The sequence below is a fragment of the Streptomyces sp. NBC_00510 genome (assembly GCA_036013505.1).
Lineage (GTDB): Bacteria > Actinomycetota > Actinomycetes > Streptomycetales > Streptomycetaceae > Actinacidiphila.
The window spans coordinates 1048246-1072955 of the sequence record CP107851.1 but is presented as its reverse complement, the minus strand read 5'-3'; the positions used below and the strand labels follow the sequence as shown (position 1 = coordinate 1072955).

At 73.3% G+C, this 24710-nt stretch carries 22 protein-coding genes and 1 pseudogene; 15 read left to right on the top strand and 8 right to left on the bottom strand.

The features are described from left to right. The first annotated feature begins 35 nt into the window (after positions 1–35). Complete coding sequence (locus OG937_04715) at positions 36–734, top strand: alpha/beta fold hydrolase (GenBank protein ID WUD71028.1); 699 nt, start codon at positions 36–38, stop codon at positions 732–734. A gap of 45 nt (positions 735–779) precedes the next feature. Here OG937_04715 and OG937_04710 read toward each other — a convergent pair whose 3' ends face one another. The 3 genes and pseudogenes from OG937_04710 to OG937_04700 form a co-directional block, all read right to left on the bottom strand. Continuing rightward, positions 780–1715: an AraC family transcriptional regulator gene (locus OG937_04710; GenBank protein ID WUD71027.1), complete on the bottom strand. Its 936-nt coding sequence runs from the start codon at positions 1713–1715 to the stop codon at positions 780–782. A gap of 41 nt (positions 1716–1756) precedes the next feature. After that, positions 1757–2437: an NAD(P)-binding domain-containing protein gene (locus tag OG937_04705; GenBank protein ID WUD71026.1), complete on the bottom strand. Its 681-nt coding sequence runs from the start codon at positions 2435–2437 to the stop codon at positions 1757–1759. Between the two features lie 81 nt (positions 2438–2518). Continuing rightward, positions 2519–3073: pseudogene (locus OG937_04700) on the bottom strand (TetR family transcriptional regulator). Between the two features lie 61 nt (positions 3074–3134). Here OG937_04700 and OG937_04695 point away from each other — a divergent pair. From OG937_04695 to OG937_04670, 6 genes are all read left to right on the top strand, one after another. Then, a complete protein-coding gene (locus OG937_04695; GenBank protein WUD71025.1) occupies positions 3135–3914 on the top strand; it encodes an SDR family NAD(P)-dependent oxidoreductase in 780 nt (259 codons plus the stop codon). Between the two features lie 152 nt (positions 3915–4066). Beyond that, positions 4067–5491 carry a hypothetical protein gene (locus OG937_04690; protein ID WUD71024.1) on the top strand — a complete coding sequence of 475 codons (1425 nt, stop codon included), beginning with the start codon at positions 4067–4069 and terminating at the stop codon, positions 5489–5491. A gap of 76 nt (positions 5492–5567) precedes the next feature. Next, the gene (locus OG937_04685; GenBank protein ID WUD71023.1) at positions 5568–6827 is read left to right on the top strand and encodes a MoxR family ATPase; all 1260 of its coding nucleotides are present in this window, start codon (positions 5568–5570) and stop codon (positions 6825–6827) included. Further along, positions 6824–8083, top strand: a complete 1260-nt coding sequence (locus OG937_04680; protein WUD71022.1) for a VWA-like domain-containing protein — start codon at positions 6824–6826, stop codon at positions 8081–8083. Before OG937_04685 ends, OG937_04680 begins: the two co-directional genes overlap by 4 nt. A gap of 120 nt (positions 8084–8203) precedes the next feature. After that, positions 8204–9622: an APC family permease gene (locus OG937_04675; GenBank protein ID WUD71021.1), complete on the top strand. Its 1419-nt coding sequence runs from the start codon at positions 8204–8206 to the stop codon at positions 9620–9622. Next, positions 9619–10638, top strand: a complete 1020-nt coding sequence (locus OG937_04670) for an acetamidase/formamidase family protein (GenBank protein WUD71020.1) — start codon at positions 9619–9621, stop codon at positions 10636–10638. The genes OG937_04675 and OG937_04670 overlap by 4 nt, the downstream gene beginning before the upstream one ends. A 119-nt stretch (positions 10639–10757) precedes the next feature. Here OG937_04670 and OG937_04665 read toward each other — a convergent pair whose 3' ends face one another. From OG937_04665 to OG937_04655, 3 genes are all read right to left on the bottom strand, one after another. Then, the gene (locus tag OG937_04665; GenBank protein WUD71019.1) at positions 10758–11231 is read right to left on the bottom strand and encodes a carboxymuconolactone decarboxylase family protein; all 474 of its coding nucleotides are present in this window, start codon (positions 11229–11231) and stop codon (positions 10758–10760) included. A 159-nt stretch (positions 11232–11390) separates the two neighbouring features. Continuing rightward, on the bottom strand, positions 11391–11981 hold the full coding sequence (locus OG937_04660) for a flavodoxin family protein (protein WUD71018.1): 591 nt from the start codon (positions 11979–11981) through the stop codon (positions 11391–11393). Between the two features lie 161 nt (positions 11982–12142). Beyond that, positions 12143–12751 carry a hypothetical protein gene (locus OG937_04655; GenBank protein WUD71017.1) on the bottom strand — a complete coding sequence of 203 codons (609 nt, stop codon included), beginning with the start codon at positions 12749–12751 and terminating at the stop codon, positions 12143–12145. Between the two features lie 166 nt (positions 12752–12917). On the opposite strand from OG937_04655, the gene OG937_04650 reads away from it, so the two are divergent. Both OG937_04650 and OG937_04645 read left to right on the top strand, forming a co-directional pair. Further along, complete coding sequence (locus OG937_04650; GenBank protein ID WUD71016.1) at positions 12918–13526, top strand: flavin reductase family protein; 609 nt, start codon at positions 12918–12920, stop codon at positions 13524–13526. A 40-nt stretch (positions 13527–13566) separates the two neighbouring features. After that, positions 13567–14754 carry a hypothetical protein gene (locus OG937_04645; GenBank protein ID WUD71015.1) on the top strand — a complete coding sequence of 396 codons (1188 nt, stop codon included), beginning with the start codon at positions 13567–13569 and terminating at the stop codon, positions 14752–14754. Here OG937_04645 and OG937_04640 read toward each other — a convergent pair whose 3' ends face one another. Then, complete coding sequence (locus tag OG937_04640; GenBank protein WUD71014.1) at positions 14755–15783, bottom strand: LacI family transcriptional regulator; 1029 nt, start codon at positions 15781–15783, stop codon at positions 14755–14757. A 210-nt stretch (positions 15784–15993) separates the two neighbouring features. Here OG937_04640 and OG937_04635 point away from each other — a divergent pair, with 210 nt between their 5' ends. From OG937_04635 to OG937_04620, 4 genes are read left to right on the top strand one after another with little or no spacing between them, the layout of a single operon-like run. Then, on the top strand, positions 15994–17298 hold the full coding sequence (locus tag OG937_04635) for a sugar ABC transporter substrate-binding protein (GenBank protein WUD71013.1): 1305 nt from the start codon (positions 15994–15996) through the stop codon (positions 17296–17298). A gap of 5 nt (positions 17299–17303) precedes the next feature. After that, positions 17304–18284, top strand: coding sequence for a sugar ABC transporter permease (locus tag OG937_04630; protein WUD71012.1), 981 nt, complete (start codon positions 17304–17306; stop codon positions 18282–18284). 16 nt (positions 18285–18300) lie between these two features. After that, positions 18301–19122 (top strand): carbohydrate ABC transporter permease, encoded by an 822-nt coding sequence (locus tag OG937_04625; protein ID WUD71011.1) that lies wholly within the window; start codon positions 18301–18303, stop codon positions 19120–19122. A 33-nt stretch (positions 19123–19155) separates the two neighbouring features. After that, entirely contained in the window at positions 19156–21108 is a 1953-nt protein-coding gene (locus OG937_04620) for a glycoside hydrolase family 127 protein (GenBank protein ID WUD71010.1), read from the top strand. A 69-nt stretch (positions 21109–21177) separates the two neighbouring features. Here the strand turns inward: OG937_04620 and OG937_04615 are convergent, their stop codons facing one another. Continuing rightward, positions 21178–22398 carry a threonine synthase gene (locus OG937_04615; protein WUD71009.1) on the bottom strand — a complete coding sequence of 407 codons (1221 nt, stop codon included), beginning with the start codon at positions 22396–22398 and terminating at the stop codon, positions 21178–21180. A 74-nt stretch (positions 22399–22472) separates the two neighbouring features. Between OG937_04615 and OG937_04610 the strand changes: the two genes are divergently transcribed. Together OG937_04610 and OG937_04605 are read left to right on the top strand one after the other, a co-directional pair. Further along, on the top strand, positions 22473–23351 hold the full coding sequence (locus tag OG937_04610) for an alpha/beta hydrolase (protein WUD71008.1): 879 nt from the start codon (positions 22473–22475) through the stop codon (positions 23349–23351). A gap of 77 nt (positions 23352–23428) precedes the next feature. Beyond that, a complete protein-coding gene (locus OG937_04605; protein ID WUD78632.1) occupies positions 23429–24643 on the top strand; it encodes a SpoIIE family protein phosphatase in 1215 nt (404 codons plus the stop codon). The last annotated feature ends 67 nt before the right edge of the window (positions 24644–24710 follow it).

Below are 24710 nucleotides of genomic sequence, written 5' to 3'. Positions count from 1 at the left end.
CGTCCGCGTTCCCGACCGTGTATCAAAGGCCTCACATGACCACTGCAGACAACAGCCGCGCCATCCTCCTCGTCCACGGCGCCTGGCACGGCGCCTGGTGCTTCGACAGGCTCGTCCCCGAACTCACCGCGCTGGGCTGGCGCGTCGAGACCGTCGACCTGCCGAGCGCCTCGCCCGACGAAGGGAACACGGCCGGGATGCACGACGACGCGCGGGCCGTCCGCGAGCGCCTGGACGCCGTCGCCGGCCCGGTCACCGTCCTCGCCCACTCCTACGCGGGCATCCCCGTCACGCAGGCCGCCGCGGACGCGCCGAACGTCTCCCGCATCGTCTACCTCTCCGCCTTCGTGCTGGACGAGGGCGAGTCCATCGACGGCATGAGCGGTGGCAAGATCTCCGGCGCCGGTGTCGCCTCGCTGTCCGCGCACGGGCACTACGAGGACGCCAAGGCCGCCTTCTATGGGGACGCCGCACCGCATGACGCGGAGGACGCCATCGCGCGCCTGGTCTTCCAGACGGCAAGGTCCTTCTGCGAACCGCTCACCGCCGCCGCCTGGAAAACCGTGCCCTCCACCTACATCCTCACCGAGCGGGACACGGCGCTCGCCCCGGAGTTCCAGGAGGGCATGGCGGCCCGCGCGCAGCGCACCCACCGGCTGCCCTCGGGCCACTCGCCCTTCCTGTCCATGCCCGTGGAGCTGGCCAAGCTGATCACCACCGACGCCGGCCACTGACCGGCGCGCCCCGGCCGGTGAGGGCCCCGGAGATCTCCGGGGCCCTCACCGCGCCTCTTCGGGGCGGTGCGGTCCCTCCGCGCGGTAGCGCCCGGGAGACGACCCCATGACGCGCTTGAAGGCGTGGCTGAACGAACTCTCGGAGCCGTACCCCCAGCGCGCCGCGATCGAGGCGACGGTGCGGTCGCCCGTCCTCAGCTCCCGCGCCGCGGAGCGGATGCGCCAGCCCGCGAGGTACTCCAGCGGCGGGACGCCCACGGTCCTGGTGAACCTGTCGGCGAACCGGGACCTCGACATCCCGCTCTTCCCGGCGAGTTCGGCGACGGTCCAGGGGTGCGCGGGCCGGTCGTGCATCAGCCCCAGCGCGGCCCCGACGTGGCGGTCGGCGAGCGCGGTGAGCCAGGCGCCGCCCTCGGGCCCGTGCTCGGCGACGTGCGCCCTGAGCAGGTGGACCAGCAGGACGTGCGCCAGACGCTCGGTCACGAAGGGGGTGCCGAGCGCGGGCTCGTCGGTCTCCGCGCGGAGCAGTTCGAGCGCCGCCCGGATGCCCTCCGCCGCGGTGGACCCGGCGCCGACGTGGATCAGGGGCGGCAGCACGTCCAGGAGCACGGCGGCGTTGGCCTCGTCGAGGTCGAATCCACAGCCCACCAGGACCGCGTCGGTCGCCGTGCCGATCCGGACCGTGTTCCCGGGCCTGAAACCGGCGAAGACCTCGTCGCTCGGCACCGCCGGGACCTCGGGACCGCCCGCCAGTTCGTAGCCGCGGCCGCCGCCGATCAGGTAGCAGTCGCCCTCCTTCAGGGTGACCGGCTCCGGGGCCCCGGCCACCGCGATCCGGCAGCTGCCGAGGAGCACGGCGCCGAACTTGATGTGCCGGTAGCCGGTGAATCCGACGGCCCACGGCTCCTGGGCCTCCAGCCGGGCGAAGTGTGCGCTGCGCAGGTCGAGCAGGCCCAGGATGTCGGTCAGCGGATCGGTCACGTGTCCTCCGGCGCCGTCGGCGGTGCCGCGGGGTCCGTCCTTCAGCGGGTGGCGGCGGCGAGAGCGGCCCGGATCGTGTCGGCGGACGAGGGGGTCGCCGTGGCCTTCGAGAAGTCGGCCTCGCCGCCCGCGTAGGGCAGGCCGTACACGGGGGTGCCGGGCTGCGAACGCCAGCTGTCGGCGAGGGTACCGTAGCCGACCGCGTCGTAGCCGAGCACGTCGAGGAGTTCCGTCGCGTGCGCGACGGCGACCGGGTCGTCGCCGGCGATCGGCAGGGAGGTCCGGTCGGGCGAGCCCTTCGGACGGGCGAGCGCGGCCAGGTGGCGGAAGAAGATGTTGTTGAACGCCTTCACCACGTGGGCGTCGGGCAGGTGGCCCTGGAGCAGTTCGCTCTCCGTGCTGGTCCCGTCCTCGAGCGCGGCGATCCGGCCGTCGCGCTGGGGGTAGTAGTTGCCGGTGTCGATGACCGTCTTCCCGGTCAGCGGGGCCGCGGGGACCTGGTCGAAGGCCCTGAGCGGGATCGTCACCACGACCCAGTCGCCCGCCGCGGCGGCCTCCGCCGGGGTCGCCGCGCGCGCCCGGGGGCCCAGCTCGGCCACCAGGCCGTCGAGGGTCTCCGGTCCGCGTGAGTTGCTGAGCACCACGTCCAGGCCCGCGTCCACGGCGAGCCGCGCCAGGGTGCCGCCGATGGATCCGCTGCCGATCAGTCCAAGAGTCGCCATGTAGGTCGCAACCCCGGGCCCCGCGATTCTGTTTCCGCGGGGCCGCAAAGACCGGGCAAAACGGGAGTGCGGTCAGCCGTCGAGGAGCAGGGCGAACACCTGTTCCAGCCTCCGGGCCAGGGCCGGCTCGTCGGTGCCGTTGAGCGCGGTGCTGCCGATGATCGTGCGCATCAGCCAGAAGCCCGCGACGACCGAGAGGGCCATGGCGGCGCGGTCGGTCCCCCGCAACTGCGGTGCGACGTCGAGCAGATGGGCCTCGACGTGGTTCTCGATGCCGGCCCGCAGGATCTCCGCGGCGCGGGGGTTGGGCGCCGAGCGCAGCATGAGGAGGAACGGGTCGAGGCTGTCGGCCTCCGGCGCGGTCCGGCGGACGAGTGCGGCGGCCACGTCACGGGCGAGGGTGGCCGGGTCGCTGGTGAGGACCGTGCGCTCGGTCATGGACGCCTCCACCACCTCGGCGAAGAGCCCTTCCTTGGAGCCGAAGTAGCGGCCCACCAGCATCGCGGTGACCCCGGCGGCCTTGGCGATCTCCCGCACCCCGACGCCGTCGTAGCCGTGCCGGGTGAAGGCCTCGATGCCCGCACGCAGGATGGCCTCCTTGGTGGCGGCCGCGTCGCGGCGTCGCGGAGTCGTCATGTTGACGAGTGTAGACTGGAGTCATGTCTACGGGTGTATACATGATCGGAAGGACACTGCGATGGATCTGAACCTGACCGGCCGCCGGGCCCTCGTGACCGGTTCCAGCTCCGGCCTCGGCGCGGCGATCGCCGAGCTGCTCGCCGCGGAGGGCGCCGACGTCGTGGTGCACGGACGGGACGAGGCGCGCACGCGTGAGGTGGCGGAGAAGACCGGCGCGGTCGCCGTGGCGATCGGCGACCTCGCCACGGACGAGGGTGCCGACGCCGTGGCCCGCGTCGCGGGCGAGGTCGACGTCCTGGTCAACAACGCCGGTGCGTACGACCACGTCGGCTGGGCCGAGGCCACCGCGGCGGAGTGGCTGCGGACGTACGAGGTCAATGTGGTCTCGGGCGTCCGCATGATCCAGCGGCTGGTGCCCGGGATGCGCGGGCGCGGCTGGGGCCGGGTGATCCAGATCGGCGGCGGGCTCGCCTCGCAGCCGATCGCGATGCAGCCCCACTACAACGCGTCGCTCGCCGCGCGGCACAACCTGGCCGTCTCCCTGGCGCGGGAACTGAAGGACACCGGGGTGACCTCCAACGTGGTCTCCCCCGGGGCGATCCTCGTCGACGCGGTGCAGGACCTGATCACCGGAATCGCGCCGGAGCGTGGCTGGGGCCGGTCGTGGCAGGAGATCGAGCGCAACGCCGCGCGGGACTTCGTGCCCAACGACATCGGCCGCTTCGGCCGCCCCGAGGAGATCGCGGGCGCCGTCGCCTACCTGGCGAGCCCCTACTCGGACTACATCAGCGGCGCCACGATCCGCGTGGACGGCGGCACCATCCGCTCCGTGACGTGACCCGGCCCCCGCGGAGCCCGGCGGGGCCCGGTGCCGGGACGTCGGTGCCGGGTGAGGGCCTGACAGATCGTGACGGGAAACGCTATGCTCCCCGCGATGACGACTGACTCTCCTTCCAGATTGGGGGACCCGTCCGCGCAAGGTGAGTGCTGATGCTCACTCAGACCGCGAACGAGGATTCCCGCCTCTCCTTCTGGCTGCGCGTGCGCGAGTTCGCCGTGCCGCCCTCCATGGTCGAGACCGCGACCGCCCGCCGCCGTAACGGTGACTGGGCCGGGGCCTGTGCCTCCGCCGGCATCGACGTCGACCTCAACCTGCGTTCCCTCGCCCGTACCCACGGCCGGGAACTCGCGGCCCGGGTACGGGCCGACCTCCGCCATCTGGTCCCCGACCTGCTGCGCTGGCACATGCCCAGGGTCGCCCCCGACGGTCTGCTGCGTCCGGGCCTGACCATCGCCCTGGCCCGGTACGGGGCCGCGGGGCCGGAGGGCGGCGGCCACGTGCACCTCGTCGTCCGGACCCCGCCGGCGTGGGCGGACGGCGGGCAGCGGATCAGCCTCGCGCTGTGGGACCCGGACCACCCCGACGCGGGTGCCCTCCACCATCCGCACGCGCGTCCCCACCGGCGGTTCCGTCTCGACCTGCACCGCCACCTGTGGGACGCGCGCAGAACCGGTGAACTGCCGCTGCGCGCCGGAACCGGCCGCCGGCCCGCCGACCTGCCTCCCCTCCCGGACCCGGACCCGCCCGGGCCACTGCCGCCGCAGCAGCGCTGCGCGGTCGACCGGTGGGAGGACGAGGCGCGGCTGGTGCTGCGTGCCGAGGGCCGGACCACGGGTGCCGTCACCGTGCGCCTGGGCTCCCGCCACCGGCTGCTGGTGGACGTGACCGGCGACGGTGACGGCACGGGGGCGCCCACCGCGCGGATCACGGCGGCGCCCGCGGACGGCGGCGGCGCATGGGCGCTGCCGGTGCTGCCGGAAGCGGCGACCTGGGTGCCGCCGGACCTCGAACTGCTCGACGCCGGTCTGATCGGCGCCGACGGGCTGCACCCACTGGTCGCCGCCGCGCTCGTGCCGGATCACACGCCGTCCGGTCCGTCCCTGCCGCGGGGGCGGCCGGGACGACCGCGCGTCGTGGAGTGCCGGGGCGCACCGCACCGGATCGGCCTGGTCGACGGCGTCCTGACCGCGCTGGACCACGACCCGGACGAGATCCGCCGCGAGGAACTGCTGATCGCGCTGACCGGCACGCCGCTGCCCTGCCTGCAGGCGATCGACCGGGCGCACCGGCGTCCGGAATCACTCGCCGACGTACGGGCGCGCCTGGACCACGGCGACACCGCCGGCGCGCTGGCCGTCGTCGAGGGCCTGCTCGGTCCCGGCGCGGTGCTCCGCGACGGCCCGCTGCGGGACGAACTGGAGGCGGCCGCCCAACGGCGCATCGCCTACGGCCTGTTCAGGGCAGGTCTCGCCGGGCCCGCCCCCGGACGGGTTCCGCCGCGCGACCGCTTCCCGGCACCCCGCACCCGTTCCCGCCCCGGCCGGCCGCAGCCGCGGCAGCGCACCTCCCGCTGACCCCGGGGCGTGCGCGGCGTCCCCGCGCCCGCCCCCGTACCCCTTTCGGCTTCATGAACCCCCGAGGTGATCACCCATGTCCACGTCCGCCCTGTCCACCCTGCCCGCCGATCCGGCCGCCGCGCCCCAACTCGACGTCGCCGTCGCCCTCTTGACCCTGCTGCGCGACACCACCACCGAACCGCGCCCCGACACCCAGCTGGAGGCACTCACCCTGGCCGTCGCCGCCGACCTGCCCGTGCTCCTGTGGGGCGAGCCCGGGATCGGCAAGACCGCGGCGCTCACCCAGCTCGCCGACGCCCTCGACCTCCCGCTGACCACGGTGATCGCCAGCGTCCACGAGCCGTCCGACTTCTCCGGGCTGCCCGTCGTCGGGGACGACCCCGCCGAACAGGGCGTCCCGATGGCCCCGCCGGACTGGGCGGTCCGCCTGGTCCGGGCCGGCCGGGGCCTGCTCTTCCTCGACGAGCTGTCCACCGCGCCGCCCGCCGTGCAGGCGGCCCTGCTCCGTCTCGTGCTCGAACGGCGGATCGGCGCCCTGCGGCTGCCGCCCGGGGTCCGGATCGTGGCCGCCGCGAACCCCCGCTCCTCAGCGGCCGACGGCTGGGAACTGAGCGCGCCGCTGGCCAACCGGTTCGTCCACCTCCAGTGGACCCACGACCACGACGTCGTGGTCCGCGGCCTCGGCGGGACCTGGCCCCGGGCGACGCTGCCACGGCTCGACCCCGGCAAGCTGCCCGGTGCCGTGGACTTCGCCCGCCGCGCGGTGTGCGGGCTCCTCGCCGCCCGCCCCGGCCTCGTCCACCGCCTCCCCACCAACGAGACCCGCCGCGGCGGCGCCTGGCCGTCCCCCCGGAGCTGGGAGATGACGCTGTGCCTGATCGCCTTCGCGACCGCGGCCGACGCCTCCCGGGACGTGCTCTCCCTGCTCGTCAGGGGTGCCGTCGGGGACGGTCCGGGGCTGGAGCTGCTGGCGAGCATGGACCGGATGGACCTCCCCGACCCCGAGGAACTGCTCGCCGACCCGGCCGGCGCCGTCCTGCCCGAGCGCGGGGACCTGCGCCAGGCCGTCCTGGACGGTGTGGTGGACGCCGTCCGCAACCGGCCGGAGAAGTCGCGATGGGACGCGGCGTGGGCCCTGCTGGTCCGGGCCCTGGAGACCGGGGCCCCGGATCTGGTCGTCGTCCCGGCGACCACGCTCGCCTCGCTGCGCCGCGAGGACTGGGACGTCCCCGCGGCCATCGAGCGGCTGGCCGGAGTGGTGTCCCTGTCCCGGCGCGCCGACCGGGCCGCCGACCGGACCGGGGCCGGGCTCGTCGCGAAGGCCGGCCGGTGAACGCGCAGGCGCCGGTGGCGCTGGACCTCGAGAAGCTCTTCGCCGCCCGGCTGTACGCCGCCCGGGTCCGCCCCTATCTGGCGACGGCCCTGTTCGCGCTGCACGTCGTGGAGTCCCGGCGGGTACCGACGATGGCCGTCGACCCGCACTGGCGGTGCTACGTCTCACCGGGGTTCGTGGACCGCACGCCGCTCGAAGAACTGGCCGGGGTGTGGGTGCACGAGGTGTCGCACCTGCTGCGCGACCACCACGGGCGCGGTGACCGCGTCGCACGGGAGCAGGGACTGGAGGGCCCGGCGGAGCGGCTGCGGATGAACATCGCCGCGGACTGCGAGGTCAACGACGACGCCTTCGGGGACGGGCTGGACACGCCCCGGGGCGCCGTCCTCCCCAGGACCCTGGGACTCCCCGACGGGCAGCTCATGGAGGACTACCTCGGGCGGTTCGGGATCGGCCCGCTCACGCAGGACTTCGTCTGGCTGGACTGCGGCAGCGGCGCGGACGGCCTCGAACGCGAGTGGGACCTCGGCCCGGAGGGCGCCCACGGCCTGAGCGAGCAGGAACGGGACGGCGTCCGCTTCCGCGTGGCGCAGGCCATCAACGGCCGCCCGGGCCATGCGCCGAAGAGCTGGCGGCGGTGGGCGGAGGAGGCGTTCCACCCGCCTCAGCAGTGGCGGGAACTGCTGGGCGCGGCGGTGCGCTCGGCGGCCTCCGGTTCCGGCGCGGGCCAGGACTACAGCTACGGACGGCCCTCGCGCCGGTCGGCCGGTGTGCCCGGCGTCGTCCTGCCGAGCCTGCGCCGCAGGCCGCCCCGGGTGTGCGTGGTCATCGACACGTCCGGCTCCGTCAGTGACGCCGAACTGGGCAGCGCGCTCCTCGAAGTGGCCGCCATCGCCCGCGCCGTGGGCGGCCGCCGCGACCTGGTCACCGTGGTGCCGTGCGACGCCGCGGCCCGGATCGCCCACCCGCTGTGCCGTGCCGAGGACATCCCGCTGGTGGGCGGTGGCGGTACGGACCTGCGCAGCGGCTTCGCGCGGGCGCTGCGCACACGGCCCCGGCCGGACGTCGTCGTGGTGCTGACCGACGGTCAGACGCCCTGGCCGGACGCGCGCCCGGCCTGCCGCACGGTCGTGGGCCTGTTCCCCCGCCAGGGCGGGCGCCGCTCGTGGCGCGAGCACGATCCCGACTACGTACCGGACACGCCGCCCGACTGGGCGCGCGTGGTCGTCATCGGGTCGTCCGGCCCGGCCGGGTGACGGCGCCCGGGAACATCTCATGTTCCGTCAGAATCCCTGTGCACGGGCGTTCCCCTGCGTCGGCCGCGGACCCTAAGATCACCCCGCCAGTCAGGGGACCGCGGCCGCCGGGGAGGCGACGTGAGCGACAGCGCACCTCAAGGGCAAGATCTCGAGAAGTACGGCTACACCCAGCAGTTGGCGCGGTCATTGGGCTTCCGGGACCTGGTGGTCTACGGCCTGGTCTTCATGGTGCCGATCGCGCCGTTCGGCATCTTCGGCGGCGTCTTCCAGGGCTCGGGCGGCATGGTCGCCCTCGCCTACGCCATCGGCATGCTGGCGATGATGTTCACCGCGCACTCCTACGCGCAGATGTCCCGGGCCTTCCCGATGGCCGGCTCGGTCTACTCCTACGCGGGGCGGGGCATCGGCAGGCCGTTCGGTTTTCTCTCCGGCTGGATGATCCTGCTGGACTACATCCTGGTCCCGGCGCTGCTCTACCTGATCGCCGCGGTGGCGATGAACTCGCTGGTCGAGTCGGTGTCCGTGTGGATCTGGCTGATCGGGTTCGTCGTCCTCAACACCGTCGTGAACTGGCTCGGCATCGAGATGACGGCCCGGATCAACAAGATCATGCTCGTGGCCGAACTCGTCGTCCTCGCGATCTTCCTGGCCTTCGGGATCGCCGCGCTCGCCCAGGGCAAGGGCAGCTTCAGCCTGCACGCCTTCTACGACTCCGGCACCTTCTCCTGGTCCCTGATCTTCGGGGCGGTGTCGATCGCCGTGCTCAGCTTCCTCGGCTTCGACGGCATCTCCACCCTCGCCGAGGAGAACCGCGAATCCGCCCGGGCGATCGGCCGGGCCATGGTGGCCGCGCTGCTGCTCGCCGGTGTGCTGTTCATCGTCCAGACCTGGATCGCGGCGATGCTGGTGCCCGAGGCGCCGACGCTGATCAAGGAGGGTGACCCGGGCGGCACCGCCTTCTACGACGCGGCCGAGGTCGCCGGAGGCCGCTGGCTGGGCACCCTCAGCGCGCTGGCCACCGCGATCGCCTGGGGCTTCGCCAACTCCCTGGTCGCGCAGGCGGCGACGTCCCGGCTGCTGTTCGCGATGGCCCGGGACCGTCAACTGCCCCGTTTCCTGGCCGAGATCGACCCCCGACGCCGCGTCCCGGTCAACGCGACGCTGCTGGTCGCCGTGGTCTCGCTCGGGCTGGGCCTGTACATGAACTCCCGCGACGACGGCATCACCCTGCTCAGTTCGCTGGTCAACTTCGGCGCGATGACCGCCTTCCTGGTGCTGCACGTATCGGTCGTCGTCCACTACGTCGTCCGGCAGGGCAGCCGCGACTGGTGGCGCCACCTGATCGCGCCGCTGATCGGCTTCGGGATCCTCACCTTCGTCGTCGTCAACGCGAAGGTCACCGCCCAGCGGCTCGGCTTCCTCTGGCTGGCGATCGGTGCGGCCCTGCTGGTGGGGCTGCTGATCGCGGGCCGGCGCCCGGAACTGCCCGCCGAGCCTTCCGAGACCACCCTGGCCGAGGAGGCCGAACCGTCATGAGCGACCTCGAAGTGGTACGCCTCCACCCGTCGCCCGAGCAGTACGCCTACGCCTTCGGCGGCCGCGAGCCCCTGCTGCGCGTACGGCCGGGGACGATCGTGGAGCTCTTCACGGAGGACTGCTTCGGCGGCCTGGTCCGGGGCCCCGAGGACCTCCCGAGCAAGGTGTGCGAGTTCCCGTACCTCAACCCGGTCACCGGCCCGATCCACGTCGAGGGCGCCGAGCCGGGGGACACCCTGGCCGTCCACTTCGTCGACATCGCGCCGGCCCGGGACTGGGCGGTGTCCACCACCTTCCCGCACTTCGGCGCGCTGACCGCGACGCACTCCACGGCGATGCTGCACGACCCGCTGGAGGAGGTCGTCTGGCGGTACGGGATCGACCGCGAGCGCAACAGCTGCCGGTTCCGGGCCCGTTTCTCCGACCACACGGTCGAGCTGCCCCTCGACCCGATGCACGGCACCGTCGGGGTCGCCCCCGCCGCCGGCGAGGTCGTCATGAGCATCACCCCGGGCGCGCACGGCGGGAACATGGACACCCCGGAGATGCGCGCCGGCACCACCCTCTACCTGGGCGTCAACGTGCCCGGGGCGCAGCTGGCGATCGGCGACGGGCACTGCCGTCAGGGCGAGGGCGAGGTGTGCGGCACCGCGGTCGAGGCCGCGATGCACACCGTGGTCGTGATCGACCTGCTCAAGGGCGGCGCGCCCGCCTGGCCGCGCCTGGAGGACGACCGCTTCCTGATGTCGACCGGGTCGGTCCGGCCGCTGGAGGACGCCTACCGGATCAGCCAGCACGACCTGGTCGGCTGGACGTCCTCCCTGACCGGCCTGCACCAGCTGGACGCGTACCAGCTGGTCAGCCAGGCCGGACTGGCGCCCATCGGGAACGTGGTCGACACCAACTACACCGTGGTCGCCAAGCTGCCGAAGACCGTGCTGGACGGCTCGCCCGCGTACGACGGCCTGCACCGGTCGCTGCGCGAGAGGGGGCTGGAGTACCTCCGTACGCGCTGAACCGCCGCCGGCGCCGTCGGGGACGGCCGGGAAACGCCGTCCGTCCCCGCCCCGCGGTCGGGAGCGGGAGGGGGACGGACGGCCTGGCCCTGTGCGGCGCCGGCGGTGGTAACCGCAGGTCAGCCGAACATGCCGAGCTGGTAGCCGCCCGCAGGCTGCTGGTTGATCACGTTGATCCGGTTGTAGGCGTTGATCACGGCGATGAGCGAGATCAGGGCGACCAGCTGGTCCTCGTCGAAGTGCTTGGCGGCGTTCCCCCAGACCGTGTCCGAGACGCCACCGGCGGCGTCGGCGACACGGGTGGCCTCCTCGGCGAGCTCCAGGGCGGCGCGCTCGGCGTCGGTGAAGACCGTGGCCTCGCGCCAGGCGGCGATCAGGTTCAGGCGCACCGAGGTCTCACCGGCGGCCGCGGCCTCCTTGGTGTGCATGTCGGTGCAGAAGCCGCAGCCGTTGATCTGGCTGGCGCGGATCTTCACCAGCTCCTGGGTGAGGACCGGCAGCGTGGACTCCGCCAGCACCTTGCTCGCCGAGTTCAGGTGCCTCATGACCTTGCCGGCGAGCGGGTGGCCGAAGTAGTTCACGCGGGCTTCCATGGTGATCTCCTCTGCTGTGGGGTGCGATACGCAACTTTGACCGGGCTGCCCCGCGAAATGTGACAGCGCGGCGCACGTGACGCGGCTCTCCGTCTCCCGCGGGACACGACGGCCGGCACACCCGGGGGCGCACCGGCCGCGTGGTGGGGCGGGACCGGCTCAGGCGCCGACGACCGAGCGTCCCGCGGCGAAGACGCGGGCCTGCTCGGCGACCCGGCGGCCGAGGTGCGCGGCGGTCGCGACGTCGGCCTTGTGGACCTCGTCCGCGCCGACGTCGGTGTGCGTCTGGGCACCCGCGCCGAGGTAGATGCCCAGGCGGTTGAGGTCGTCCTCGGAGGCGGTGGAGCTGTTCCAGCCCGGGTGCAGGCCGAGGTTGACCCAGGTCATGCCGTGCTGGGCCGCGAGGATGGAGAAGTACTGCAGCGTGTGGAGCTTGTCGCCGCTCTTGGCGCCGGAGTTGCTGAAGCCGGCGGCCAGCTTGTCCTTCCAGGAGTGGACGAACCAGCGCTTGGAGGTCGTCTCGGCGAACTGGTGGAAGGCACCCGAGGCCGTGCCCATGTAGGTCGGCGAACCGAAGACGATCGCGTCGGCGGCGTCGAGCAGCTCCCACTGCTCCTCGGTGATCTCGTCGACCTTGACCAGGTGGACGACGGCGCCGGCTTCCGCGGCACCGTCACGCACGGCCTCGGCGAGGACGGCCGTGTGGCCGTAGCCGGAGTGGTACGCGATCGCGACGACGGGTGTGGTCATGGACGTTCTCCTCTTGCGGGGGTGTCTCCGGCTCCCCTGGGGGAGCCCTCACCCACCACGACCGGACAGTGCCCGCCGCTATGACACCAACCGGCCGTTTGTGACCAGGAGCACCTTGCCGGCCGATGTCGTCCTCGGTCCGGCACCGGGCGCCCGCGGGCTCAGCGGCCCGCGGCGCCGGGCTCGAACGGGCCGGTCTCGGGGGCCGCGACGAACTCGACGTCGGTGTACGCGCCGGCCGCCGTCCCTTTCAGGCCGAGCGCGCCGCCCATGACCCGCAGGTCGATGGAGAACCGTGTGGTCGCACCGGACCGCTTCAGGCCGTGGATGCGCTCGTCGATGTACCCGAGACCGTTCAGGACCCGCCTCACCTTGTCGGGGGTCGGGTCCGCCACACCCATCAGCGCCTGGGTGACACGCTCGACGTGGAGATGCCCCGCGCACCACTCCACGGCGTTCAGCTCTACCTCCGGGCCCGCGGTGGGCAGCGCTGGCGCGCCGTCACCGGTCGGCAGTGCCTCCGCCGGACCGGTCCGCGGCTTCTCGCCCGGGGCGACGGGCTCGTCCTCCCCGGACGGGACCTCCAGGGCGCAGGGCCGCGCGACCGTGTTCGCCATCTCCAGGAACGCCGGCTCCGGATCCTTTGCAGCCGACGGCGCCCCGGCGGGCCGCACCCCGACGGCGTCGGTGGCGTCAGTGTGCTCGGTGCCGCAGGCGGCAAGCGTCAGGGCGGTCAGAACCGCCATCGCGAGTGCGGGAGTTCGTGTCATGCGGACAGTCTCGGACCGGGCGGCGCGGGGGGCTTGAGTAGGCGTACTCAGCCGCGTGCGCGCACATACCCGACTTCACCGCTGCGGCCACGGCACCCCCGGGAGCCCGACACGCCGGGGCCGCCGCGGGGGCGGGACGGCGGGCGCGGCCGTGGATACTGCGGCCATGCGCGTCGACTTCGATCCCGAGGCCATGGGCGGCTTCGCCTTCTACCGCTTCCTGACCTCCGTGGTCGTGCCCCGGCCGATCGCGTGGATCTCCACCGTCACCCCGGACGGCCGGTACGAGAACCTCGCGCCGCACTCCTTCTTCAGCATCGCGAGCACGGATCCGCCGATCGTGCAGTTCACCTCGATCGGCCGCAAGGACTCGCTGCGCAACGTCGAGGACACCGGGGAGTTCGTGGTGAACTTCGCCTCCGAGGCCCTGATGCCGCTGGTCAACGTCACGGCCACCGACTTCCCGCGGCACGTCAGCGAGTTCGACCACGCGGGCATCGAGCGCGAACCGAGCCTGAGGGTGCGTCCGCCCAGGGTGGCGGCCTCGCCGGTCGCCCTGGAGTGCCGCTCGCACACCACCTTGCGGATGGGCAATTCGACGCTGGTCTTCGGGCGGGTGGTGCACGCCGTCGCGGACCGGGAGGTCCTGGCGGACGGCCGCCCGAGCGCCCCGCTGCTGCGGCCGCTCACCAAACTCGGCGCCGACGAGTGGGGCACGCTCGGCGAGATCCGGCACCTGAACCGCATCCCGTACGAGGAGCCTCGCCCCCTATGATCGTCGCCGGCCGTCGGGGCCGGGGGAGGGGGCGTGGCTCGTGGACGGGCACGGTTTGCTGCGTGAGGTCGCCTGGGGGCGGGAGCTGCCCCTGCGGTTCGCGCTCGTCGACGAGGACTGGGACGGGGAGCAGACGGTGTGGGCGCGGTGCGTCGACGTCGAAGGACTGTTCACGGACCGTGCCGCGTTCCGGGAGAGGCTGACCCTCCTCGGCTGCGCGCCCACCGGCCGGCTCCTCAAGGCTGCCGAGCGGTCCGCCGGGCAGGCGCCCGTGCCCTTCGGCCAGTTGGACCTCATCGTGGACGACCTGGACGTCGAGGATCCCTATACCCACGAGTACTTCACGCTGGAGGACGTCGTCGTCATCGACAGCGTGCCTGCCCCCGAAGACCCCGCGCGGCTCGACCTCGTCGTCGAGTGCGTGGTCACCGACGGTCCGTACTCCGGCCGCGACCAACCCCCGAGAACCGACGTCATCCTCCTGAACGGCACCAGTGGCGGCCCGCTCGGGCACTGCCGGCGGGTGGACGGCCTGTACGGTCACCGTCCGGCGCCCGCCCGCCGGCCCGTACGCCTTATCGGCTGCGAACCCTCGCCGAAGCTGCTGCGCCGGCTGGTCGTGCCCCGCCACGGCGGCGACAACCTGTGGCTCTGGCTCATCGACCGCAGGGGCCGGCCCACCGCGGTCCAGGAGCACATCGCGGTGGAGGCCGACGAGTGCCGCCCCTCCGCGCTGGGCGGTGCGCTGATCGACGTGACGCTCAAGCGCGGGCTGTTCCGCCGCATGCCCTTCCCGTCCGCGGCCCGACCCGTGTGGGAGGCCTGGCACGAGGGCCCGCCCCGGGAACGCAACGCATGGGCGCGGTTCGCGGCCGAGGGGCGCCGGGAGTGGCTGCGGTTCACCGAGGTGTGCGCGGGCCCCGAAGAGCCCGACATGGTGTGCGAGATGGACGGGCGGTACGTCACCGACGTCCCGGGCCTGCACTGCGCGTTCGGCGAGGCGGTCGGTGGCCCCGGCCACCAATGGCACCAGTGCTGGAACGCGCTGCGCGGCTGCGAGTGCGGTGGCGAGGCGCCGCGCGTGCCCTTCACGCTCGTCTGGCACGACGCCGACGTGGCCCGGCACGCCCTGGCCGGCGTCAGCGTGGACACGGACGGCGAGCTGGGATACTTCGACGCGGTGGTGGCGTTCCTGGAGCGCATGGGCGTCACCGTGGTGCTGCGCTGACTACCCCAGCGGCGCAGTGGAGCCGCGGATCACCAGACGGCACGGCTGCGGCTCGGTCCCGGAGCGGCGCTGCCCGGCGATGGCCGCGGACAGGGCGCGGGCGGCCACCCGGCCGAGGTGCTCCAACTGCATGTCGACGCTGGTGAGCGGAGGGCGGGAGGCGGTGGTGATGACCTTCCAGTCGTCGAAGCCCATGACCGCGACGTCGTCCGGCACCGTGCGTCCCCGCTCCCGGAGGATGTCGATCGCGCCGCGGGCGATCTGGTCGTTTCCGCACACGATGGCGTCGACCTCGGGGTGCTGGTCGAGGAGCATGACGGTCGCCGCGCGGCCCCAGCCCTCGGACCACTCGCCGAAGCGGGCCTCGCCCACCGGCGGGACGCCCGCCCCGGCGAGCACCTCCAGCGCGCCCCGCACGCGGTCGCGGCCCGCGGCGTAGGTCGGGTCGCCCGAGATGTGGGCGATGCGGCTGCGGCCGCAGGCCAGCAGGTGGCGGGCGGCGGTCCGCCCGGCGTCGACGTTGTCGGGGACGATCGACAGGTCGTCCGGGTCCTCGGACGGCGCGTACGCGTACACCACCGGCACGGGCAGCCCGCGCCCGAGCGAGGGGCGCGGGTCGGTACGGGCGCCGACCACGATCAGCCCGTCGACGCGGCGGTCCAGCAGGGCCCGGACGTGGTGCCGTTCGCGGATCGCGTCGCCGCGCGCGTCACAGAGCAGGACGGCGAGCTCACCCGCGCCGAAAGCGTCTTCGGCGCCCATCAGGATCGGGATGCTGAAGCGTCCTTCGAGGTCTCCGGTGAGCAGCCCGACGGTGCGGGTCGGTCCGGCCTGCAGGCTGCGGGCCACGGGGTTGGGCCGGAACGACAGCTGCTCGGCCGCCTCGATGACGCGCTGCCGGGTCTGCTCGCGCACCTGGCTGCGGCCGTTGAGCGCCTTGGAGGCCGTGGCCGGGGAGACCCCGGCCAGCCGGGCCACGTCGTTGAGCGTCGCGGGTCGGCCTGCGGTGTGTTCGGCCGGCTGAACCATGGCTGCATCCCTCCTCGTGCCCGTCGCGGGCCCGCGGGGCGGCGCCCGCAGGTGGGGAAAGGCTACTCGAAAGTCTTTTTCCGCGATGCGTGCAGGGTGGTTGACGCCCACGGGTGTCGCTTCTAACTTTACGGAAAACGTTTTCGGTGAGTTTAGGCGACCGGCGCCGCCCCCTCGACATGGCCAGGCCCTCCGAGCAAGGAGCGAGACATGAACACCACCGACGTACGGAGACGAAGGCGCCACCGGGTCCTGGCCGCGGCCGTGGGGCTGCTCACCGTCACGACCGCGCTCGCGGCCTGCGGCTCCGGCGGGAGCGGCTCGACCGAGGACAAGGGCGGGGTCATGGGCCCCGACGACGGCGCCACCCTGACGATGTGGACGCGCGCCGCCACGCAGCAGCAGAGCCAGGCCCTGGTCGGGGCCTACAACAAGTCCCACCAGAACAAGGTGAAGCTGACGGTCATCCCCACCGACGACTACCAGGCGAAGGTGGGCGCCGCGGCCGGCTCCAAGTCGCTGCCCGACATCCTCGCCTCCGACGTGGTGTTCGTGCCGAACTACACCGCCAGCGGCCTGTACGCCGACATCACCGACCGCATCGACGCCCTGCCGTACGGCAAGGACCTGGCGCCCGCGCACATGGCGGCCGGCACGCTCGACGGCCGCAAGTACACCGTGCCCCACACCATCGACTCCTCCGTGCTCTTCTACAACAAGACCCTGTACAAGAAGGCGGGGCTGGACCCGGAGAAGCCGCCGACGACGCTGAAGGAGTGGGACGAACAGGCCCGCGCCGTCGACAAGCTGGGCGGCGACGTCAACGGCACCTTCTTCGGCGGCAACTGCGGCGGCTGCGGGGTCTTCACCTGGTGGCCGTCGATCTGGGCCGCGGGGGAGGAGGTCATGAACGAGGACGGCACCGCCGCCACCCTGGACTCGCCCGTGGCGAAGGAGGTCTACGCGACCTACCGCGGCTGGGCCGAGGACGGCATCACCGCCCCCGGCGCCGCCGAGGAGACCGGCGCCACCTGGACCGGCCTGTTCCCCAAGGGCACCATCGGCGTGATGCCGATGCCGTCCACCACCCTCGGCCTGATGCCGGGGGACCTGGACTTCGGCGTCGCCGCCATCCCCGGCCCGGACGGCGGGCAGTCGACGTTCGTCGGCGGTGACTCGCTCGGCATCTCGGCCACCAGCAAGAAGGCCGGCCAGGCCTGGAACTTCCTCGCGTGGTCGCTCGGCGACGAGGCCCAGGTCGAGGTGCTCGCCGCCCACAAGGACATCGTCGCCCGCACCGACCTGGCCGAGAACAAGTACGCCAAGGCCGACCCCCGCCAGGTGATGATCAACACCCTGGTGGCCAAGGGCACGACGCCCTTCGCCGAGAAGTTCGGCCAGACCTTCAACGACCCCAACGGGCCGTGGCTGGCCCTGATGCGGGACGCCGTGTTCGGTGACCCGTCGAAGGTCGACGCGGACAACAAGGCCATCACCGAGTCCCTGAAGGACTGACCGACATGCTGCTCGCGCGATCGCGCGGCTCCGGCTCCCCGGCGCCCGGCGGGGAGCCGCCTTCCCGGTCCCCGTCCGGGACCGGGAAGGGACGCCCCGTCCACCGCGGCCCCTGGTGGCGGACCCGCCCGGCACAGGGCATCGGCTACGCGGCACCGACCGGCGTGTTCGTCGTGGTCTTCTTCGTGGTGCCGCTGGTCCTGGTCGGCCGGATATCCCTGAGCGACTGGCCGCTGCTGGCCGGGAACCGGGGCCTCAACGCGCCGGACAACTTCACCGAGGCCGCCGGCGACGACCTGCTGTGGCCCGCCGTCCGCTTCACCCTCACCTACACCGCGCTCGTCACGGTCCTGCTGCTCGGACTCGCCCTCCTGCTCGCGCTGCTGGTCCAGGAGACCCGTCCCGGGACGGGACTGTTCCGCACGGTCTTCTTCCTGCCCAGCGCGCTCGGGCTGGCCTCCGCGTCGCTGCTGTTCCTCGGCATGTACAGCCCCAACGTCGGCCCGATCAGCCCGCTCCTGGAGAGGCTCGGCCTCGTCGACGGTCCCGTCTCGTTCCTCGGCACCCCGACCGCCGCCCTGTGGTCCACCGTCGCCCTCATCGTCTGGAAGTACGCCGGCTTCTACATGCTGATCCTGCTGGTCGGACTCCAGCGCATCCCGCAGGACGTCTACGAGGCGGCGCGGATGGACGGCGCCGGACGCTGGCAGACCTTCCGCAGCATCACCCTGCCGCTGCTGCGGCCCTCGCTCGCGCTGACACTGCTGCTGTCGGTCACCGGCTCACTGCTCGCCTTCGACCAGTTCTTCATCCTCACCAAGGGCGGACCCGACAACAGCACCATGACGGTGGTCTCCCTGATCTACCGGGAGGCGTTCCAGCGGCTCGACCTCGGGGCCGCGGCCGCGCTGTCCGTCGTCGTGCTGGCCGTGCTGCTGATCCTCAACGTCGCCCAGTTCCGCGGACTGCGCGGCACGGACACCTAGCGGACAGGGACCCGCCATGAAACCCCACGGCCTCGGCCGCACCCCCCACCACGTCCTCGTCGGAGGGCTGGCCGCGCTCTTCCTGTTCCCGCTGGCCTGGAGCGCGTGGGCCTCCGTCAGCGGGCAGCCCGGCACCGCGCAGCAGTCGGGCTACGGGCTCGGCAACTACCGCTCGCTCCTGCACTACGACGCGGGACTGGCGCAGTACCTGTGGAACTCCACCCTCGTCTCGCTGCTGACGGTGGCCCTCACCCTGCTCGTCTCCCTCATGGGCGGCTACGCCTTCGCGCGCTTCACCTTCCCCGGGAAGAACGCCCTGTTCCTGCTCACCCTCGCCATCCTCATGGTCCCGTACGCCACCCTGCTGATCCCGCTGTACGTGCTGCTGGGCGACCTGGGCCTGCAGAACTCGCTGTTCGGGCTGAGTCTGGTGCTGACGGTCTACCAACTCCCGTTCGCCACCTTCATGATGCGGATCTCCTTCGAGTCGGTACCGCACGAACTCGAGGAGTCCGCGCTCGTCGACGGCTGCGGCACGGCCAAGGCCCTGCTCCGCATCCTCCTGCCCGCGGTGTGGCCCGGCCTGGTCACCGTGGGGCTGTTCGCCTTCCTCGCCGCGTGGAACGACTTCATCGCCCCGCTGATCCTGATCTCCGACAGCGCCAAGGCGCCGCTGCCCCTGGCCATCGCCAACCTGCGCCAGCGGTCCATGGGGGCCATCGACTACGGGACGACCGAGGCGGGGGTCGTTGTCCTGGCCCTGCCCTGTCTCGTGCTCTTCCTGCTCCTGCAGCGGCACTACATCCGCGGCTTCATGTCCGGCGCGCTCAAAGGCTGACCCCGCCCCGGCTCCACGACCGAAAGAGACCCCATGACACAGCCGATCCCGGCTCCCGTGCTGCCCACCCACGGCAGCCGACGTCCTCTCGGCCTCGGTGAAGTCCGCATCACCGGCGGCTTCTGGGCCCGACGCCAGCAGGTCAACGCCTCCGCCACCCTCGACCACTGCCGGCAGTGGATGGAACGCGTCGGCTGGATCGACAACTTCCGCGTCGCCGCGAAGGGCGGCCCCCTCGGCGAACGCCGCCGGGGACGGGAGTTCTCCGACTCCGAGGTCTACAAGCTCCTCGAAGCCATGGTGTGGGAGGCGGCCCGCACCCCCGGCAGCGCCCTCGACGCCGCCGTCGACGACCTCACCGACACCGTCGTCGCCGCCCAGGAGGCCGACGGCTACCTGAACACGGCCTTCGGGCACCCCGGCCGGCCACCGCGCTACAGCGACCTCGAATGGGGCCACGAGCTCTACTGCTCCGGCCACCTCATCCAGGCCGGCGTGGCCCAGCTGCGCACCCGCGGCGACGGCGCGCTGGCCAAGGCGGCGATCCGCGCCGCCGACCACATCTGCCACGTCTTCGGACCCGGGGGCGCCAACCCCGGTCTGTGCGGGCACCCCGAGATCGAGACCGCGCTGACCGAACTCCACCGTGCCACCGGCGAACGCCGCTACCTCGACCAGGCCGCCCTCTTCCTCGACCGCCGCGGCCACGGCACCTTGGCAGGGGGCGAGTTCGGCCCCGGGTACTTCCAGGACGACGTCCCCGTACGGCGGGCGCACACCCTGCACGGGCACGCCGTCCGGGCCCTGTACCTGGCGTCCGGCGCCGTCGACGTGGCCGTCGAGACCGGCGACGACGCACTGCTCGCCGCCGTCGTCCGGCAGTGGGAGCACGCCACCGCCCGCCGCACCTACCTCACCGGGGGCATGGGCTCCCACCACAGCGACGAGGGGTTCGGCGAGGACTTCGTCCTGCCCCCGGACCGCGCCTACTCCGAGACCTGCGCCTCCGTCGCCTCGGTCATGCTCAGCTGGCGCCTCCTGCTGGCGACCGGCGACCCCCGCTACGCCGACCTCGCCGAACGCACCCTCTACAACGTCATCGCCACCTCGCCCGCGGACGACGGCCGCTCCTTCTTCTACGCCAACACCCTCCACCAGCGCGTGCGCCGGACCGTCCCCCTGCACGACAGCGACCGCCCGCGCCCCGAATCCGGCCTGCGCGCCCCGTGGTTCGCCGTCTCCTGCTGCCTGCCGAACGTGGCGCGCACCTTGGCCGCGCTCGACGGCTACGTCGCCACCGCCGACGCCGACGGGCTGCAGCTTTTCCAGTACGCCGACGCCGAGATCACCACCCGCACGGCCGGCGGGGAACGCCTCGCGCTGCGCGTGCGGACCGGCTACCCCGCGGACGGCACGGTCGCCGTCACCGTCGACGAGGCGCCCGCGGCGCGGTGGAGCCTGTCCCTGCGCGTGCCCGGCTGGGCGGGCGCGGGGGCCCGGCTCGTGACCCCCGACGGACAGCGCGGGCCCGTACCGCCCGGCATGGCCGTCGTCCCGGGGACGCTGCGCCCCGGCGACGAGGTCCGCCTCGAACTCCCCGTCGCCCCCCGGTGGGTGCACCCCGACCCGCGGGTCGACGCGGTACGGGGCGCGATCGCCCTGGAGCGCGGCCCCGTGGTCTACTGCGTCGAGTCCCCCGACCTCCCGGACGGCCGCGACGTCGACGCGGTCGCCGTGGACCCCTCCGTCCCGCCGCGCGACGGGGAGGACGACCGGGTGGTCGTCGCGGGTGAGCTGACCGCCGCGCACGCCACGGGGTGGTGGCCCTACGCGCACGACCGCCCCCCGGTCCCGGCCGGTGAGCGCACGGAGCTGACACTGGTGCCGTACCTCACCTGGGCGAGCCGCGGGCCCTCCACAATGCGCGTCTGGATGCCCACCACCCCGGGTGCCGCGGGGGAGCCCGCCCCGGCGCCGGAAGTCTGACGCCCCGTCACGACCACCGTGGCGCGCCCCGGACGCCGCCGGGCGGGGACGCCCGGCGGCGGCGAGGACCTACGGGATGCGGTCGGTGAGCTCCAGGACCGGCGGGTCGACCCGGAAGGTCTCCGGGTACTTGGCCGCCGCCCCGGTGTTCAGCACCACCACCTCCTCGTCGCCGGACAGCCAGCCCTGCTCGCGCAGGACCCGCACCGCCGACAGCGTCGCCGCGCCCTCCGGGCACAGCAAGGCACCGTCGGCGGCGGCGCACCTGTCGCGGTCGGCGAGCAGCTCCTCGTCGTCGACGGCGACGGCCCGGCCGTCGGTCTCGTACAGCGCGTCCAGGACGAGGAAGTCGCCCAGCGCCTTGGGCACGGTGATGCCGAACGCGACCGTGCGCGCGTCCTGCCACGGCTCACTGGTGCGCTCGCCCTTCTCGAAGGCGCGCACGATGGGGGCGCAGCCGGAGGCCTGCACGCTCACCAGCCGCGGCATCGGCCCCTGCAGCCACCCCAGGGCCCGCAGTTCGACCAGGGCCTTGTGGATGCCGATGAGACCGACGCCGCCGCCGGTGGGGTAGACGATGACGTCCGGCGCGCGCCAGCCGAGCTGCTCGGCGATCTCCAGACCCATGGTCTTCTTGCCCTCGATGCGGTACGGCTCCTTCAGCGTCGCCGCGTCCATCCAGACACCGGGCTCGGCGGCGATCTTCTCCGCCACCAGGCGGCCCGCGTCGCCGATCAGGCCGTTCACCAGGTACAGCTCGGCCCCGGCGGCAGCGCATTCGGCCCGGGTGATCGACGGCGCGTCCGCCGGCATCGCGACGAGCGCGTCCAGGCCCGCCCGCGCGGCGTAGGTCGCCCACGCCGCCCCCGCGTTGCCGTTGGTGGGCATGGCGATCCCGCGCGCGCCCAGTTCGAGGGCCCTGGCCACGCCGACGGCCGCACCCCGCGCCTTGAAGCTGCCCGTGGGTATCAGCCCCTCGTCCTTCATCACCAGTCCCGGCACGCCGATCGCCGCGCCGTACCGCGGCAGCGGCACCAGGGGCGTCATGCCCTCGCCGAGGGTGACGACGTGTGCCGGATCGCGTACGGGAAGCAGTTCGTGGTAGCGCCACAGGTTCTGCGGGCGGCCGGCGAGGTCCGCGGGCGTGAGGGAGTCCCGGATCCGGTCCAGGTCGTAGCGGGCGAGGAGCGGCGATCCGCACGCGCACAGGTTCTGCACCCGGTCGGCGTCGTGGCGGCGGCCGCACCGCGCGCACTCCAGATGCGTCAGCACACTGAATGGCAAGGTCATGGTTCCCTTCATACCTCCTCGGGTGCCCGTCGCTAGCATGGGAAGGGCGCCGCCCACGCGGCGCACGAGGTGCCATGGACGACGCGACGACCGGCCCCCCGCCCGCGCAACGCCGCGAGGGCGAGGTGGTCACCAACGACGGAGTGCGCCTGCGCTACACGGAGGCGGGCGCCGGGGAGCCGTTCGTCCTCGTCCCGGGTTTCGCGCAGAGCGCCGCCGAGTTCGGCCCGCAGATCGACGGGCTGAGCGACCGCCGCCGCGTGATCGCGCCCGACCACCGTGGGCACGGCCGGTCCGCGAGACCCGCCCACGGCTACCGGATCGCCCGGCTGGCGATGGACCTGCACAACCTCCTGGAGGCCCTGGCCCTGCGGGACGTCACCCTGCTCGCCCACTCCATGGGCTGCCCGGTCGTGTGGTCCTACTGGGACCTCTTCGGCGGCGAGCGGATCGCTCGCCTGATTCTGGTCGACCAGCCGCCCGTGATCTCCTCGGCGCTCGCCGGCGCCGGGGAGGAGGCGCCGCCGTCGGCGGTGTTCACCCCGGAGATGTCCCAGGGCATCGTCGCCGGGCTGCGCGGCACGCCCGACAGCGCCGCCGCCACATCACGTGCCGTCGTCGGCATGCTGCACGGCCCGTCCCTCCCGGACGCGGACGTGGAGTGGCTCGTGGAGCAGAACCGGCTCCTCCCGCCGCGGCACGCCGCCGCGCTGCACCTGGACCACTACGGGGGCGACTGGCGGGACGTCCTGCCCCGGATCGACGTCCCCACCCTCGTCATCGGCGGCGAGCTGAGCATCTTCCCGCCCGGCACGGCCGAGTGGGTCGCCTCCCTCATCCCCGGTGCGCGGGCACGCGTCTTCTCCGCGGCCGAGGGCGGCAGCCACCTCATGTTCCGGGAGAACCCGGCCCTGTTCAACCGCGTCGTGGCCGACTTCCTCGACGAGCCGTGACCCGCCGGCCGGAGCGCATACTGGGGGAGGAGGGACCGGAGATGCCCGGCCGGTCGGGAACGGGTGCGGGAAGCGTGGTGCGAGGACCGGGGATCGACTACCAGGCCGTCTTCGAGGCGTCACCCAGCGCGATGCTGGTGCTCGACCTCGCGCTGGTCATCGTGGACGCGAACGCGTCCTACCGGCGGCTGTTCGACCGTGGCCGGGACCAGCTCGTCGGCCGCTACGTCTTCGACGCCTACCCCGACAACCCCGACGACCCGCACGGTGCCGGACGCGGGGACATGGAGGCGTCGATGCGCCGGGTGGTGGAGACGGGCGCCCCGGACGCCGCCGGCCCCATGCGGTACGACGTCGAGGACCCGGACCGGCCGGGGGAGTTCGCCGAGCGTTACTGGAGCCCCATCAACGCCCCCGTCCTGGACGCCGCAGGACGCGTCGTCCTGCTCGTGCACCGGCTCGCCGAGCTCACCGACCTCGTGCGCTCCGGCGGTCCCGCCGTCGACGACCGCCACCTGCAGATGGAGGCCGACCTGTACGCCCGCTCCCGCGAGTTGCGGCAGGTCAACGAGCGGCTGCGCCAGTCCCACGCACGCGAACGCGAGGTCGCCCTCGCCCTGCAGGAGGCGATGCTGCCCGCCCCGCAACCACTGGCCCACCACCGGGCAGCTGTCCGCTACCGGCCCGCGGTCCACGCCCTGGGCGTCTGCGGTGACTGGTACGACGTGACCCAACTGCCCTCCGGTGACGACGCCGTGGCGGTCGGGGACGTCGTCGGCCACGGTCTGGCCGCCGCCGGGGTCATGGGCCAGCTGCGCAGCGCCCTCAGTGCCGCGATCCGCGTCGTGGACGGCCCCGCGAAGGCGCTTGACGGGCTCGACCTGTACGCCCGCTCCGTCGACGGGGCCCTGTCGACCACCGCGGTGCAGACCGTCGTCGCCCGGTGCGGCCACCGCATCACGTACAGCAGTGCCGGCCACCCGCCGCCGGCCCTGGCCGGCCCCGACGGCACCGTGCGCTTCCTGGACCGGGCGACCGACCCACCGCTGGGTGCCGCCTCCGACCACACCCCCCGTCCCCAGGCCACCACCACCTACGTGGACGGCTCCAGCCTCGTCCTGTACACCGACGGGCTGATCGAACGCCGCGGGGAGGACATCGACCTCGGCCTGCGGCGCCTCGCCGACCGGCTCGCCGAACACCGCCGGCAGGGCCCCGAGGAACTGGCGGACACCCTGATCGCCCTGAGCGCCGGCACCGACGACACGGCCGTGGTCGTCGTCCGCCTCTGAGAGGCCGAGCCGCCCCCTGGCCGTGAGCGCCCGGAGCGGGGGGCGCATCCGAGGACGAGTTGGTGGT